The sequence below is a fragment of the Desulfovibrio piger ATCC 29098 genome, from assembly GCF_000156375.1.
Classification (GTDB): domain Bacteria; phylum Desulfobacterota; class Desulfovibrionia; order Desulfovibrionales; family Desulfovibrionaceae; genus Desulfovibrio; species Desulfovibrio piger.
Genome location: NZ_DS996355.1, coordinates 195,458 through 209,862 on the forward strand (window position 1 = coordinate 195,458; position 14,405 = coordinate 209,862).

Below are 14,405 nucleotides of genomic sequence, written 5' to 3' on the forward strand. Positions count from 1 at the left end.
AATGCGCATGATCAAATCTCTGGTGCTTGGTGCCGTATCCCTGCTGGCGCTTGCCTCATGGGCGCAGGCCGCCGACCTCGTGGGGGATCTCAAGCAGCGTTATGACACTTTGCAGTCCTTTTCCGCCGAGTTTGAGCAAAAGCTCACCCATAAGGAAAGCGGGGCTGTAGAGACCCGTTACGGGACCCTGCACTTCAAAAAGCCCTTGCTCATCCGCTGGGAAACGAAAAAGCCCATCAAGGAGACCCTGGTGGTCACGGGCAAAGAGATCTGGGATTACATCCCGGACGAGGAAGTGGCCTACCGCTATCCTCACGATCTGGTGCAGGATTCCCGCAGCATCATCCAGGTGCTGACCGGTCAGGCCGCGTTGAGCAAGGATTTTGATATCAAGGAAGAAGGCACGGAGAACGGGATGCGGAAGATCCGTCTGTATCCCAAAGACCCGACGCCTCAGATGGTCGAAGCCCTGATCTGGGTCGATGCCCAGACCTTTATCCGTCGCGTGGATCTGGTGGATTTTTACGGTAACCATAACGACGTGAATTTCATCAAGTTCATTCCGGACGTCATGCTGGGGAGCGGCACATTCCAGTTCACGCCGCCCAAGGGCGTAGATGTGGAAGACCGCACCGACAAAGCCAAGGTGCAGGAACGCGAGCTTTTCAAGTAGCGAACGCATCGTGCGAAGCGAACAAAAAAGGCCCCGTTTTCCGGGGCTTTTTTTGTGTTTTCTCTTCCCCTGTGCCGGCTGCGTACAGGCTTTTTGTCCGGGCTGCAGGTCGCAGGAGCAGCACAAGCCCTGGATACGCGCGGGGCTTGAGGATCTCTGTCCGTTCCGGAGCAGGCCGTGGGCGGAAGCACGATGTTCGCGATGGACGTTTGGCGCACTTGGCGTCCCTGCCTCTCTCCGGTCGGGCGCCTGTCCCCTGCCTTGACAAAGGCTGCGGAGCACGGGCATTATCCCCATGATGGGGCATTCTCTGACCCGGCGGACATGCGGTCCGCAGACGATGGACGCGCGCGACAGCCGGTGGTCAGGCTGTGCACGAAAGAGCATGCCCGGATTCACGACGAGACCGTTTCGTCCGTATGCGGTGCGCCGTGGCAAAGAGCAGACAAAGGAGTATTCATATGTCCGCTGACTGGAGCAAGGGCGTTGAGGAACTGTTGCAAGCCTGGCAGAGCGATCCCCTGAATGCCCGCGCGGCCTTCCTGGCGTATCGTGACTATCTGGCGGGTCTGGAAAACGTCTCGCTGGAATTCAAGGCCCGTCCGGGCGTCAGCTATTCGCTGCGTGCGCGTAATGCCGCCCAGAAACAGCGTGAGCTGTTCGTCCTGGTGGACGTGGTGGATGACGAACCGGAAAGCCGCTGGCTGTCGGTCTGCTTCTATGCCGACATGATCCAGGATCCCGACGAGCTGGGCGATTATGTGCCGGCCGGTCTCATGGGCGAGGATGCCTGCTGCTTCAATCTGGATGAAGACGACGATGCCATGCGTGCCTACATCGCTGACCGCATCGCCGAAGCTGCCCGCAGTGCGGCAGAGGGCAAGGAGTAGCCCCGTATGATGACAGGCCGGTATGTGGCCCTTGATTTTGAAACTTCCGGCTATGCGGCCCACAGCGCGTGCGCTGTGGGCCTTTGCCGCATCGAGGATGGCGCGGTGACGGACAGCTTTTACAGCCTGATCCGTCCGCCGTCCTCCCGCGTTTTGTTCACCCATGTGCATGGCCTGACCTGGCCCCTGCTGAAAGATGCCCCCACCTTCACGGAAGTGTGGCCGCAGCTGGCGGCCTTCATGGAGGGCAGCCGTGCGATCCTGGCCCACAATGCCGGGTTTGACCGCAGGGTGCTGCACGCATCCTGTCAGGCTCTGGGCCTTGTGCAGCCGCAGTTGCCGTTTTTATGTACGCTCAAGGGGGCACGGCGTAGCCTGCCGCTGGCATCACGGGCGCTGGACAGCGTTTGCGACTACTTCGGCATCCCGCTGGATCACCATCACGCCGGCTCCGACGCCCGGGCCTGCGCAGAGATCTATTTGCGTCTGCATGCGTTGGGCGTCACGGATGGTCAGATGAAATTGTGATGGCTGCCCGGCAGCACAGACAGGAGGCATCCCCGGGATGGCCTCCTTTTTTTATGGCTGAAGAATGGCGAACGGGACCCGGGCGGATGAGGAAAGCCGCCCGATTATATGGAAAGACAACGAGCTGGGAGGATATATGGATATCGTCCATGTCCGTAGCCATAAAAAAGCCTGGTTGCCGCTCTTGCTCGTAGGGGATGAGAGCGAGGCCATGATAGACCGTTATCTGGACCGCGGGGAGCTGTTCGTCCTTCATGACCCCGATGCCCGGGGGCTGTGCGTCGTGACCCGGGAGAGCGAGGGCGTGGCGGAGATCAAGAACCTGGCCGTGGCGGCCCCTTGGCGCAGACGCGGTTACGGCAAGGCGCTGATAGAATTTGTCTGTGCGCGCTATGCCTCGTCCTGCCATAGTTTGCAGCTGGGGACAGGGGAAGTCCCTTCGACGCTGGCATTTTACCGTGCCTGTGGTTTTGTGCCGTTTGACCGCATCCCTGACTTCTTTACCCGCAACTACCCCCAGCCCATCGTGGAAGAGGGCATTCTCTTGCGTGATATGGTGTACCTGCGGCGCCGGCTGTCTGCCGGGAGATGAGGCTGACAGCGTGGAGCCGCCCCGGGAAGAAATGTGTGTCATTTTTTTGAATGATTTGCGCGGAGTTATTCTGAAAAGATATTTAATATCTTGTAATCAATGATTATTTGCAAATGGCATCCTCTTTGCTAGCTATATGTGGATACAGCTATCCATGGGGGAATTTTGGCAGTGTCAGGCAGCAGCATCCAGGAGCGCCACAAGGGCACAGGACGTACACGGCAGGCCGTATTGGCGGCGGTCGCGTTCGTGTCTCTGCTGCTGGCCGCGTTGATGGGCGGCTTATCCTTGCGGGGAACGGGCGGATGCGGTGGCAAGGAAAGTGCCGTCGCCCTTCGTCATGAGCAGGAGACGCTGCTGGCCCGGCAGCTGGAACAGTTTTCCTGCATCCGCCAGGTGAAGGTACAGCTTGCCCCTCAAAGCTGGCAGCCCGGAGCGGTCATCGTCCTGGAGCCTTCACGGCCGGAAGCCATGCCGGATGCGGCGGCACTGGACAGGATGCTGGATGTCCTGGCCCTGGTACCGGACGGCCCGGACAAACGCCATGTCCTGGTCTTCGATACGGAAGGACGGCGCCTGTATCCTGATCGGGATACGGACGAGACGGCCCGCCGGGAACAGGAAATGGCGCTGGAGCGCCAAGCTCTGCGGGTCCTGCGGCCCCTGCTGGCAGACAACGGAAGGACAGAGGTCCTCGTCAGTCTGGATGGAACGGGCAAGGAAAAATCCCGGGCAATGGGGCGCCGTACGGTCGCGGTCTTGCTGGAGGAAAATGTCGTTCCGGAGACGGTACGCCCGTATCTTGAGAGCCTGCTGGGGCAGGCCTGTGCGCTGGAGGAGGAGAGGGGCGATACGCTGCGGATCTGTTTCCTGCCTGCCCGGCGGGATGTGGCTGTACTGCGGGGCGTGGCCCTGGCTTTTGCCGTGCTGGCTTTGGCCAGCATGGCCGCGTTCTTTTGGACGCGTCGCCGCTTTGCTGTCGCCTCTGTTTCTGCCGGGATGCCGGTGGAGGGCAGTATGCCGGTTGAGGCTGGTGCGGACAGCGGAGCGCCGGATACCGTGGACTGTCTGCGTCAGCAGGTGGAGGCCCGTATCCGTGAGCATCCCGGGCATGGTGCGGCCTTGCTGCGCCACTGGCTGGCGCAGGAAGATGGCATAGCGGAAGGGACAGCAGGAGGACAGGGATCATGCAACTGACAGGCAGCCAGCGTTGTGCCGTCTTCCTCCTGGCCATGGGCGAAGATGTGGCTGCGGACATGCTGGGCGGCATGCAGCGGCAGGAGGTGGCCCGGATAACGGAAGCCATGGCCAGTCTGCCGCACGTCCCCGAAAGCGAGGTGCGGGCCATCTTGCGGGAAGCCCGGGTATTCCTTGACACGCAGGCTGACGGCATCTGTGCGGACAAGGCACTGGCCGGACGTCTGCTGACGCATTGCCTTGGCGAGCGTGAGGCACGGGAGACCATGCGCGCCTGGGGCCCGGCGGACGCGGCGCGGCCGTTCGAATCGCTGGAGCGGATGCGCCCGGGTCAGCTCTATCAACTGCTGCGTCAGGAACATCCCCAGACGTTGGCGCTGGTCCTCGGTCATCTTTCCGCTTCCCAGGCGGCGGGCCTGCTCATGCGCCTGCCTACAGACATGCGCTCTCTGCTGCTGGAACATATCGGCGGACTGACGCCGGTAGATGCGGACATACTGGATGAGGTGGACAGCGTGCTTGCCCGGCAGGCTGCGGAAAAATCAGCACAGGACTGGCGCCCCGGCCTGCAGGTGGCAGCAGAGATCGTGGCGGCGGCGGGCAAGGATGCGGGCAGGGAGCTGCTGGCCGATCTGGAACGGCAAGATTCCCGCTTGCCGGCACTGCTGGGCAGGATGGTGCATTGTCCTGAGGACTGTTTGCAGCTGGAAGACGGTCTGCTGGAAGAGGCGCTGGAGGAAACTTCCGGTGAAGCTCTGGCCGGGCTCCTGAGCAGCTGTGGGCCTGCCGTACGCGAGGCCCTGCTGGAGCGTGTGCCGGAGGCACGGCGTCCTGTCATCGAGCGGCGTCTTCGTGATGAGGGGCCGCCCGTCAGCCAGTCGGTGGCATACCGTGAAGAATTTTTGCGCCGCGTGCGGCATCTGCAGGCGGAGCGCATGCAGGCTGATCTGGATGCGGCAAAAGCCGCCGAGAGGGCCGAAGCATGAAAAAGAGCCCGGAAGACATCTTCCGGGCTCTTTTTTCAAACTGTTCGCGCGATCATTTGTCCAGGATCAGGGCGTTGGCCTCGCAGCTACGGTCATTGGCCAGCAGGCCATTTTCCTGCAGATAGCGCTTGCCCTGGGCGGCAAAGTCGGCATGGCTGATCTCTTTGGGGATGCCGGGACAAAAATCCTTGGCCAGATGCAGGCTGACGGGATCTTCTATGTTGCCCCGGAAAAAGGGCCAGGCTTTGCAGATGGAAGGTTTGCCCTCATGGACGATGCAGCCCTTGCCTTCCCGGAAAAAGATGCAGTAGCCGTCCTCACCCACGCGGATCTTGAGCTTTGTCCCTACATATTCCCCGAACCGGCGTATCACCTCTTCCTCTTCCATGCAGAGGGTGGCACAAAGCCGCTTCAGGTCGGAGGGGCTGACGACAATACCGCCTTTCCCCTTGCAGCAATGGCCGCACATCTTACAGGAAAAGGCCTGGGTTTCTTGGCTCATTTCGATATCCTCAGGATTATTTTTGCAAAGTGAGCAGGCGGGCATGTTCGACCATGAGACAAAGGTCTTCCACCACCAGGATCTGTTCAGGCTCCAGCAAAGCCCGTGCCTCGGCAGAGCGGATGCCTTCCTGCATCCAGAAGCAGAGGGGCTTCCAGGGCAGGGCCAGCACTTCCTGCGCATGGGCGGGGCAGTACTGGGGAGCGCGGAAAAGGTCGATGATGTCCACCGGCTGGGGCAGGGACGCCAGATCGGGATAGGCCGTCAGGCCCCAGACGGTCTTGCGGACGGGATGCACCGGAAAGATGGTGTAGCCCTTGTCCAGCAGGTAGCGGCCCACTTTGTCCACGGGCTGCCCGGCTTTGTCCTTGGCGCCTACGATGGCGATGCTGCGGGATCGCTGGAGTACGTCCCGGATGGCGGTAAATGAAAGCATCCTTGCCTCCATAAGGGATTGCCCCGGCATGGCCGACAGGGGAAGACGAATATACGGGCTGACAGGGACAAGTGCAAGTCTGGGCCCGGACTTGGTGGAAACTTTGTCCCTGCCATGGAATCATCAGGCCCGGGAGGCCTCCTGCGCGGTCGCAGCCGCGGGGGTGGCGGGGGCTGCACAGATGACCGGCTTGACGGCAAAGAGCTTGTCCGTTTTGCCGAACAGGTAGAGCAGGTCCCCGGCTTCCATGACGAAGTCGGCAGGCGGGGAGGCCATCACCTCCTGTTCGCTGCGGGCCACGGCCACCACGGTCACGGCATATTCCCGGCGCAGATTGCTCTGGGCAAGGCTGAGGCCGCACAAGGGGGAGCCTGCCTCCAGACGCATGGTCTGCACGCCCATTTCGGGCAGGCGGCTGGCCACGCTTTCCAGACTGTCCGCGGCGCTGCTCATGCGCCGGATCATGCGGTAGTTCTGCTGGCGCAGGCGGGCGGAGAATGCGTCGATGTCCTGACGGGGCACCAGATACTGGGTCAGTACCTGGTTGAACACCTCGATGGAGGTCTCGAATTCCTCGGCGATGACCACATTGGCCCCCAGACGGCGCAACGGGGCGACCTCGGTGATGAACCGGGTACGGGCCACGATATAGAGGTCGGGGTTCATGCGCCGGGCCTCCAGGGTGATGGCACGCACGGCCGCCGGATCGGAGATGATGATGGCCAGGACACGGGCCGTATAGACGCCCAGATGCTCAAGGATGACAGGCTGGGAGGCATCCCCGTGCGAGATGGGTTCCTTGTTCTTGTAGCGGCTCACGGTCTCGGGGTTCATTTCCAGGATGGTGTAGGGGATGCCGGATTCCTTGGCCACCTGGGCCAGATGCTTGCCGCTGATGCCGAAGCCCACGATGATGAGATGATCCTTGAGGGTGCTGGCCTTTTGCTGTTCTTCTTCCGGGCTGGAGGCTTCCTTGCCGCGTCCTTTGGTCAGCAGGGCAGCGGCGCGGGGCGCCAGATTGATGAGGAAGGGCGTGAGCATCATGGTGATGACGCTCAAGGCCAGGAAGGACTGGTAGCCGATATCGTTGAGCAGACCGGCGGCCAGACCGGAGGCGGCCAGCACGAAGGAGAATTCCCCGACCTGCGCGAGGCTGAGGGAAGTCTGGATGGCCGTGCGCAGCGGGTAGCCCTGCACCAGGACGGCGGGCATGGTCAGCAGGCTCTTGATCAGGATGAACAGCAGGGTATTGAACAGGATGGCCCAGATATGCTGGAGGAAGAAGGAGAGGTCCAGCATCATGCCGACGGAGATGAAGAACAGGCTCATGAACACGTCACGGTAGGGCATGATGCCCGAGATGACGCTCATGCTGTACTGGGAACGGGCCAGCATCAGGCCCGCCAGGAAGGCGCCCAGCGAGAGGGAAAGGCCCAGACTGTGGGTCAGCAGGGCCATGCCGAAACAGGTGCCCAGGGTCGAAAGGAAAAGCAGCTCGCGCGAGCGGGTGCGCATGACCGCTTCCATGAAGCGGTTGAGGCCCAGGTGCGCGGCCAGCAATACGGCCCCGAGGATGCCCCCCACCTTCAGTACCGACAGCAGCATGTCCAGGGCCGCCATGTGGAACTGACCGGACAGCAGGGGCACGCAGAGCATCATGGGCGCGACCATGATGTCCTGGAAAACGAGGATGGCCAGAGAAAGGCGCCCCGTCGGGGTACTGGTGATCCCTTTCTGCTGGAAGATCTGCAAGACGATGGCCGAAGAGGAAAGGGCCACGAGGCAGCCCCAGAAGATGCCGCTGGACAGGCTGGTCCCGTCCAAAAGGGCGGTGAGCCCGGCTATGGCCAGAACCGTCAGACCGATCTGCAGGCTGCCCCCCAGGAACACGGGACGTTTCAGGCGGCTCAGGGCCTCGCCGGACAGTTCCATGCCGATGGTGAACAGCAGCATGGCCACGCCCAGTTCCGCCACATCGCTGATGGACTGGCTGTCCACGATGCCCAGCAGGGAAGGCCCGCACAACACACCGGTCAGCAAAAATCCTACGGTTGCCGTCAGCTTTATCTTGTTGCATACAAGGTTGACGACGATGGAAAGCAGGAAAATGATGACCAGTTCATCGAGCAGTTCAAAATGCATTTGTACCTCCGGGGCAGGTGCGAACCCGCACGGCATGCGTCGGTCCCGGACCGGCTGGGCACGCCGTTTGCAGGGGAGCCATCATAAAAAAAGGCGGCCAAAGCCGCAAGGGAGTACTTATGGACTTGTTTGAAGCGATCAAGACCCGGCGCAGCATCCGTTCCTTTACCGAGGAGCCCGTCAGCCAGGAAGACATGGACCGCATGCTGGAGGCCGCCATGTGCGCCCCCAGCGCCAACAACCGCCAGCTTTGGCATTTTGTCGTGATCCGTGACCGTGAGATGCTGCGCAAGGTGGCGGAGGTCCATCCCTATGCCAAAATGGCGGCAGGCGCGGCCGCGGCCGTCATCATCTGCGCCGATCTAAATGAAGAGAAGACCCCCGGGTTCTGGGTCCAGGATTGTTCGGCGGCCACGCAGAACTTCATGCTGGCGGCGCGTGCCCTGAACATCGGCACGGTCTGGTGCGGTCTGCACCCCATCGAAGACAGGGCCCGGCCGTTCCGCGAGATCTTCCACATGCCGGACAACATCCGCCCCCTGAGCCTGATCGTGCTTGGGCATACGGATCAGGAATTCAAGGCTCAGGAACGCTTCCGTGCCGAACGCGTCCATAACGAGGACTGGTAGGCAGCTTCCCCGCGCGGAATCCCTGTTTGGGCAGCAATGAAAAAAGCCCGGCATGGCCGGGCTTTTTTCATTGCTGTTTAGGAAGGAGCGTTAGCAGACGCCCTGGGCGATCATGGCATCGGCCACCTTGCGGAAGCCGGCGATGTTGGCACCCAGCACCAGGTTGCCGGGCTGGCCGAATTCCTTGGCGGTCGCGGCAGCATTCTTGTAGATGTTGCCCATGATGTCCTTCAGCTTGCCGTCGACGGTCTCGAAGGTCCAGCTCTGCATACCGGCGTTCTGCTGCATTTCCAGCTGGCTGGTGGCCACGCCGCCGGCGTTGGCAGCCTTGGCCGGGCCGTAGGCGATACCGGCTTCCAGGAAGGCGTGCACGGCTTCCAGAGTGGAAGGCATGTTGGCGCCTTCGGCCACGCACTTGCAGCCGTTGGTCAGCAGGGTCTTAGCGTCAGCCAGGTTCAGTTCGTTCTGGGTGGCGCAGGGGAAGGCGGCGAAGCAGGGCACGGACCACACGGCGTTGCGGCCTTCGGGGTATTCAGCCACAGGGGTGTGCTTGGCGGTGGGCACCAGTTCGGCGTAGCGGGTCAGGGAAGCGCGTTCCACTTCCTTCACCTGCTTGAGCACGTCGACCTTGATGCCTTCGGGATCATAGATCATGCCGCGGGAGTCGGACACGGTGACGGGCTTGGCGCCCAGCTGGAGCAGCTTTTCGCAGCAGTAGGTGGCCACGTTGCCGGCGCCGGAAACGGCGCAGACCTTGCCTTCCAGGCTTTCGCCGCGGTCTTCCAGCATGTTCTGGGCAAAATACACGGCGCCGTAACCGGTGGCTTCCGTACGGGCCAGGGAACCGCCGAAGAGCAGGTTCTTGCCGGTCAGCACGCCTTCATAGCTGCGGGTCAGGCGCTTGAACTGGCCGAACATGTAGCCCACTTCGCGGCCGCCCACGCCGATGTCACCGGCGGGCACGTCGATGGTGGCACCGATGTGGCGGTGCAGCTCGGTCATGAAGGCCTGGCAGAAGCGCATGACTTCGGTCTCGGACTTGCCCTTGGGATCGAAGTCGGAACCACCCTTGCCGCCGCCGATGGCCAGACCGGTCAGGGAGTTTTTGAAGATCTGTTCGAAGCCCAGGAACTTGAGGATACCCAGGTTCACGCTGGGATGGAAGCGCAGGCCGCCCTTGTAGGGGCCGATGGCGGAGTTGTACTGCACGCGGTAGCCGCGGTTGACCTGGATCTCACCCTTGTCGTCCACCCATTCCACGCGGAAGCTGATGATGCGTTCGGGCTCGGTGATGCGCTCGAGGATCTTGTACTTTTCGTACTTGGCGTCTTTGTCCAGCAGGGGCTGGAGGGTCATCAGCACTTCTTCCACGGCCTGGAGGAAGACAGGTTCGCTGGCGTACTTCTGTTTCAGGCCTTCAATGACTCGTTGAGCGTAAGACATGGGTGCACTCCTCTGTGCTCTGTGTGCGCATAGCGCAAAAAACGTTGAAACCTGCCGTTAAAGGCAGGAATTTTTTTTACGCAGTTTCTCCGAGCCTTGCAATACGTTTTTCGGCGCTCAGTGGGAGTTTTCAGGGAGGCAGGCGTCGTGGCGGCGCATCCTTTTCAGGTCGCGGAGGGGCGGTTCGCCGAAGAGGCGCTTGTACTCACGATTGAACTGGGCCGTGCTTTCGTAGCCCACGGCCAGCCCGGCGCTGCCCGCGTCCATCTCGCCCGCCAGCATCAGACGCTGGGCTTCGTACAGGCGCAGGCGCTTGTGGTACTGCAACGGGCTCATGCCCGTGACTTCCTTGAAGTGACGGTGGAAGGTCGATGTGCCCATGTTGACCTGACGGGCCAGCTGGCTCACCAGCAGGGGCTTGCGATAGTTCTTGCGGAGCCAGTCCGTGGCCAGGGCGATGCTGTTGGCCTGGGTGCCGTGGGTATTGAGCTGTCGCAGCCCGGCCCCCTGAGGGCCGATGAGCAGCAGGTAGTGGATCTCGCGGATGACCAGCGGCGCGAGGATGGGTATCCTTTCCGGCGTGTCCAGCAGGCGTGCCAGGCGCAGGAAGGCATCCAGCAGTTCAGGGCTGGTCGTGCCCAGGCTGACGCCGCTGTCCGGGCGGGCCGCAGGCGGGACGGCATCGGCCAGCTCCTTGACCATCTGCCCGGTCAGGCTCCTGTCCAGCTCCAGCGACATGGCCAGGAAGGGGTGGTCATGGCAGGCCTGGAGGACCCGGAAGGCGTTGGGCATGTCGATGCCCGTGACCAGGCACTGGCCTTCCCCGTAATGAATCTCCCGGTCCCCCAGCATGGCGATCTTTTCTCCCTGCACGATGATGGATGCCGAAGGTTTGCCAAGGCAGGTCGTGGTGGTGTGGCAGGTCTCGAGCCTGCGCATGACCAGTCCGGGCACGGGGCTGTCGTACGTGCCCGTGCGGGGCATGTGCCGGAGCAGGATCTCCTTGATGCGTGCATTGATGCGGAGCAGTTCAGCGTGCGGGTCGAGCATGGGAACATCCTCAAAGGAAAAAGGCTGCAACAACTTTGAATATAAGCAAGTTCTCGTAGCCTGAACAGCGGAAGAGAGGATCTGGCAAAAAAAGAGCATAAATGTATCGCTTGTGAAGGCAGGCTGCCCGCTCACGCGTCACGGCACGGCGGAAAGACGGATCGGTGGAGCCGTGCGGCCAGCATGCCGGGCCGAACGTGCGCCGGCATGTGCCTTGCATATTGTCCGAAAGTTTTTTTTGGGGCAGAGTGGCCGTAAGCGACGTAAGTCCGGGCATCCCGTCCGGCTGCAAGTTCCTCAGGAGGAAGCATCATGAAGTTTTCCCGTATGGCCAGTCTGGTCTGCCTGCTGTGCCTGTTCCCGTTCTCCATCCCCGTCCAGGCTGCGGACAGCCTGAAGATCTCCAGCACCATCGGTCCGGTGGATGCCGGTATCCTGCCGCTGCTGGCCGATACCTTCAGTAAAAAAACCGGTATCGCCATCAGCATGGAAAAAGCCGGGACCGGCAAGACCCTGAAAAAGGCGGAGAGCGGGTCCTTCGACCTGGTGATGGTCCATGCCCGCAAGCTTGAGGATGCCTTTGTGGCCGCCGGTTTCGGCGTGGATCGCCGCGATGTCATGTACAATGACTTCGTCATCCTGGGCCCTGCCGGTGACCCGGCGGGCATCAAGGGCATGAAGAGCGCCGCCGAGGCCTTTGCCACCATCGCCAAGGCCGGTGTGCCCTTTGTCTCTCGCGGGGACAAGTCCGGTACCCATGTCAAGGAAATGGACATCTGGCAGGCTGCCGGCATCCAGCCCGCAGGCGCCTGGTATGAAGTCTATGCCGACGGCGCCAAGGGCAACAAGGCCACGACGCTGTATACGGACAAGAAGCAGGCCTACACCCTGATGGACCGTGCCACCTGGCTGACCCTCAAGGATACGGTCAAGGTCGTGCCTCTGGTGGAAAACGACCCCATCATGCTCAACCTCATCGCCATCATCCGGGTCAATCCCGACAAGTTCCCCCAGGTCCACAAGGATGCGGCCCTGAAGTTCGCGGACTGGCTGGTGGGCGATGAAGCCCAGACCATCATCCGTGATTTCGGCAAGGACAAGTACGGGCAGCCCCTGTTCTTCCCCAATTCCGACCAGTGGCGTGCCAAGCACGGCAAGTAATGCATGACGGCAGGGGAGCTTCCGCATACGGGGCTCCCCGCCTTCCCTGCGCCGGAGGTCGTCAGAGCCCCGGTATAGCCTACGGGGAGGGAGTTCGCTCAGAAATCGCCGCAGACCATGAGGTATCGTTTGCGGGAGATCCTTTTTTGCCTGCCTTGACCGGGCAGGCGGGATGCGTCACTATCGTTGGTAGTGAAATCAATAAAATTCAGTATATTGGCTGGCTAAATACCGATCAGCGCAACAGGAGGGATGCATGAAACGTCTGACCGTCATCGGTGGTGGCCCCGGCGGCTATACGGCGGCTTTTGCCGCTGCCCGCGCGGGCATGGAAGTCACGCTGGTGGAGGCCGCCCATCTGGGCGGGACCTGCCTCAACTCCGGCTGCATCCCCACCAAGACCCTCAAAGCCTCGGCCGAGGCCCTGGAGACCGCTCTGCGTCTGGCCGAGTTCGGCATCACCTGCGATGGGACTCCCCATGTGGATCCGGCCGCTGTGCTGGCCCGCAAGGAAAAGGTCGTCGACATTTTGCGCGGTGGTCTGGAAAAGGCCTGCACCCGTCTTAAAGTGCGTTTGTGCGTGGGCCATGGCAAGGTGCTGGATGCCCGTCATGTGGAAGTGACCATGGCTGACGGCGGCGTGGAAGTGGTGGAGAATGACGCCCTCATCCTGGCGACCGGCTCCCGGGTGGCGGAGCTGCCCGGCCTGGCTTTCGATCATAGCCACATCCTGAGCAGTGATGACGCCTTGCAACTGGACCGTGTGCCCCAGCGCCTGGTCATCGTAGGCGGTGGCGTCATCGGCTGCGAGATGGCCTTCATCTACCGTGCTTTCGGTGCGCAGGTGACTGTGGTGGAAGGCCAGAACCGCCTGTTGCCCATGCCGTCTATGGATGCCGATGTCAGCACCCTGTTGCAGCGCGAGATGAAGAAGCGCCGCATCTCCTGCGAGCTGGGCCGTACCCTCAAGGATGTACGGGTGGAGGATGGCGTGGTGCGTGCCACGCTGACGGCCTCTCCCTTCGTGGACAAGCCCACGCCCGCCCAGCAGAAGGAAGTGCCCGTGGAAGCCGACATGGTGCTGGTGACCGTGGGCCGCTGCCCGGCCACGGAAGGCCTGGGGCTGACCGAGGCCGGTATCGAGACCGACCGCCGCGGCTGGGTCGTGGTGGATGATGCCCTGAAGACATCCCTACCCGAAGTGTATGCCATCGGCGACCTGCTGGGCCCCTCCCGTGTGATGCTGGCCCATGTGGCGGCCATGGAAGGCCTGTGCGTGGTGGAGGGCCTGTGCGGCAAGCCGCGCGCCATGCGCTATGATGCCGTGCCGTCCGGCGTGTTCACCTCGCCCGAAGTGGGCAGCGTGGGCCTGAGCGAGCAGCAGGCCCGAGAACAGGGGCTGGACGTGCGCTGCGTCACCTTCCAGATGCGCGAGCTGGGCAAGGCCCAGGCCATGGGCGAGCTGCCGGGCTTCTTCAAGCTGGTGGCCGCTGCGGACAGCGGTCGCCTGCTGGGGGCGCACATCGTGGGCGCCCATGCCTCCGACCTGGTGGCGGAAGCCGCTCTGGGGGTGGCCAACGGCCTGACCCTGGAGCAGGTGGCCCATACCATCCATGCCCATCCCACGCTGGCCGAGGGACTGTACGAGGCCGCGCTACTGGCGCAGGAGGCGTAGAGAGCCGCATGCACTGGTTGTTGCTCCTGCTGGCCATCTGCTCGGAGATCGTGGCCACCTCGGCACTGAGGGAAACGCAGGGATTCACCCGTTTGTTGCCGTCGCTGCTCTGCATCGGCGGTTATGCCTTGGCGTTCTATCTGCTCTCGGTGGTGGTCAAATATGTGCCTGTGGGCATAGCCTATGCTTTGTGGTCAGGCATAGGCGTGGTCATCGTTTCTTTGGTGGGCTGGTTCTTCTTCCATCAAAAACTGGATTTGCCGGCCACGATCGGTCTGGGCCTCATCATTGCCGGAGTGGCGGTCATGCATCTTTTTTCAAAAAGCATGGAACTGTGATGAAGAGGGCGGCAGGGAATATCCTGCCGCCCTTTCTTTTTTAAGGGAACTGAATCCTTTTGGTCCGGGCTACCGGTCCTCACCCAAAGGACTTATAGGGGCCCGTTGTCCTCCGTTTTCCCGAAGCGGCGGGACACAGGGGAAAGCAGAAGAGCGTCCCGAA

15 protein-coding genes and 1 pseudogene are annotated in these 14,405 nt (G+C 61.9%); 11 read left to right on the forward strand and 5 right to left on the reverse strand.

Annotated features, from left to right (window positions below):
- Position 1: 1 nt before the first annotated feature.
- The 7 genes and pseudogenes from lolA to DESPIG_RS04240 all read left to right on the forward strand — a co-directional run bounded on the left by lolA (position 2) and on the right by DESPIG_RS04240 (position 4,866).
- Positions 2-673 carry an outer membrane lipoprotein periplasmic chaperone LolA gene (gene lolA / locus DESPIG_RS04215; RefSeq protein ID WP_006005394.1) on the forward strand — a complete coding sequence of 224 codons (672 nt, stop codon included), beginning with the start codon at positions 2-4 and terminating at the stop codon, positions 671-673.
- A 461-nt stretch (positions 674-1,134) separates the two neighbouring features.
- Entirely contained in the window at positions 1,135-1,563 is a 429-nt protein-coding gene (locus DESPIG_RS04220; RefSeq protein WP_006005396.1) for a hypothetical protein, read from the forward strand.
- Positions 1,554-1,598: pseudogene (locus tag DESPIG_RS14520) on the forward strand (hypothetical protein); the annotation flags it as partial. The gene DESPIG_RS04220 and the pseudogene DESPIG_RS14520, both read left to right, overlap by 10 nt.
- On the forward strand, positions 1,588-2,091 hold the full coding sequence (locus tag DESPIG_RS04225) for a 3'-5' exonuclease (protein WP_370684897.1): 504 nt from the start codon (positions 1,588-1,590) through the stop codon (positions 2,089-2,091). The pseudogene DESPIG_RS14520 and the gene DESPIG_RS04225, both read left to right, overlap by 11 nt.
- Before the next feature lie 136 nt (positions 2,092-2,227).
- Entirely contained in the window at positions 2,228-2,683 is a 456-nt protein-coding gene (locus DESPIG_RS04230) for a GNAT family N-acetyltransferase (protein ID WP_040369384.1), read from the forward strand.
- A gap of 171 nt (positions 2,684-2,854) precedes the next feature.
- Complete coding sequence (locus tag DESPIG_RS04235) at positions 2,855-3,880, forward strand: hypothetical protein (protein ID WP_006005402.1); 1,026 nt, start codon at positions 2,855-2,857, stop codon at positions 3,878-3,880.
- A complete protein-coding gene (locus tag DESPIG_RS04240) occupies positions 3,871-4,866 on the forward strand; it encodes a hypothetical protein (RefSeq protein WP_006005404.1) in 996 nt (331 codons plus the stop codon). The genes DESPIG_RS04235 and DESPIG_RS04240 overlap by 10 nt, the downstream gene beginning before the upstream one ends.
- A gap of 52 nt (positions 4,867-4,918) precedes the next feature.
- On the opposite strand, the gene DESPIG_RS04245 is transcribed toward DESPIG_RS04240, so the two are convergent.
- The 3 genes from DESPIG_RS04245 to DESPIG_RS04255 all read right to left on the reverse strand — a co-directional run bounded on the left by DESPIG_RS04245 (position 4,919) and on the right by DESPIG_RS04255 (position 7,946).
- Positions 4,919-5,368 carry a YkgJ family cysteine cluster protein gene (locus DESPIG_RS04245; protein ID WP_006005406.1) on the reverse strand — a complete coding sequence of 150 codons (450 nt, stop codon included), beginning with the start codon at positions 5,366-5,368 and terminating at the stop codon, positions 4,919-4,921.
- 16 nt (positions 5,369-5,384) lie between these two features.
- The gene (locus DESPIG_RS04250; RefSeq protein WP_040369256.1) at positions 5,385-5,804 is read right to left on the reverse strand and encodes a CoA-binding protein; all 420 of its coding nucleotides are present in this window, start codon (positions 5,802-5,804) and stop codon (positions 5,385-5,387) included.
- Between the two features lie 123 nt (positions 5,805-5,927).
- The gene (locus tag DESPIG_RS04255) at positions 5,928-7,946 is read right to left on the reverse strand and encodes a monovalent cation:proton antiporter family protein (RefSeq protein ID WP_006005410.1); all 2,019 of its coding nucleotides are present in this window, start codon (positions 7,944-7,946) and stop codon (positions 5,928-5,930) included.
- 119 nt (positions 7,947-8,065) lie between these two features.
- Here DESPIG_RS04255 and DESPIG_RS04260 point away from each other — a divergent pair, with 119 nt between their 5' ends.
- Positions 8,066-8,575, forward strand: a complete 510-nt coding sequence (locus tag DESPIG_RS04260) for a nitroreductase family protein (protein WP_006005413.1) — start codon at positions 8,066-8,068, stop codon at positions 8,573-8,575.
- 90 nt (positions 8,576-8,665) lie between these two features.
- Here DESPIG_RS04260 and gdhA read toward each other — a convergent pair whose 3' ends face one another.
- Both gdhA and DESPIG_RS04270 read right to left on the reverse strand, forming a co-directional pair.
- Positions 8,666-10,018 carry an NADP-specific glutamate dehydrogenase gene (gene gdhA, locus DESPIG_RS04265; protein ID WP_006005415.1) on the reverse strand — a complete coding sequence of 451 codons (1,353 nt, stop codon included), beginning with the start codon at positions 10,016-10,018 and terminating at the stop codon, positions 8,666-8,668.
- Positions 10,019-10,135: 117 nt separating this feature from the next.
- On the reverse strand, positions 10,136-11,068 hold the full coding sequence (locus DESPIG_RS04270) for an AraC family transcriptional regulator (RefSeq protein WP_147589067.1): 933 nt from the start codon (positions 11,066-11,068) through the stop codon (positions 10,136-10,138).
- Positions 11,069-11,380: 312 nt separating this feature from the next.
- On the opposite strand from DESPIG_RS04270, the gene DESPIG_RS04275 reads away from it, so the two are divergent.
- From DESPIG_RS04275 to DESPIG_RS04285, 3 genes are all read left to right on the forward strand, one after another.
- Entirely contained in the window at positions 11,381-12,229 is an 849-nt protein-coding gene (locus DESPIG_RS04275; RefSeq protein WP_006005421.1) for an ABC transporter substrate-binding protein, read from the forward strand.
- Between the two features lie 256 nt (positions 12,230-12,485).
- Positions 12,486-13,904 carry a dihydrolipoyl dehydrogenase gene (lpdA, locus tag DESPIG_RS04280; protein ID WP_006005423.1) on the forward strand — a complete coding sequence of 473 codons (1,419 nt, stop codon included), beginning with the start codon at positions 12,486-12,488 and terminating at the stop codon, positions 13,902-13,904.
- A gap of 8 nt (positions 13,905-13,912) precedes the next feature.
- Complete coding sequence (locus tag DESPIG_RS04285) at positions 13,913-14,242, forward strand: DMT family transporter (protein WP_006005425.1); 330 nt, start codon at positions 13,913-13,915, stop codon at positions 14,240-14,242.
- Positions 14,243-14,405: the final 163 nt, after the last annotated feature.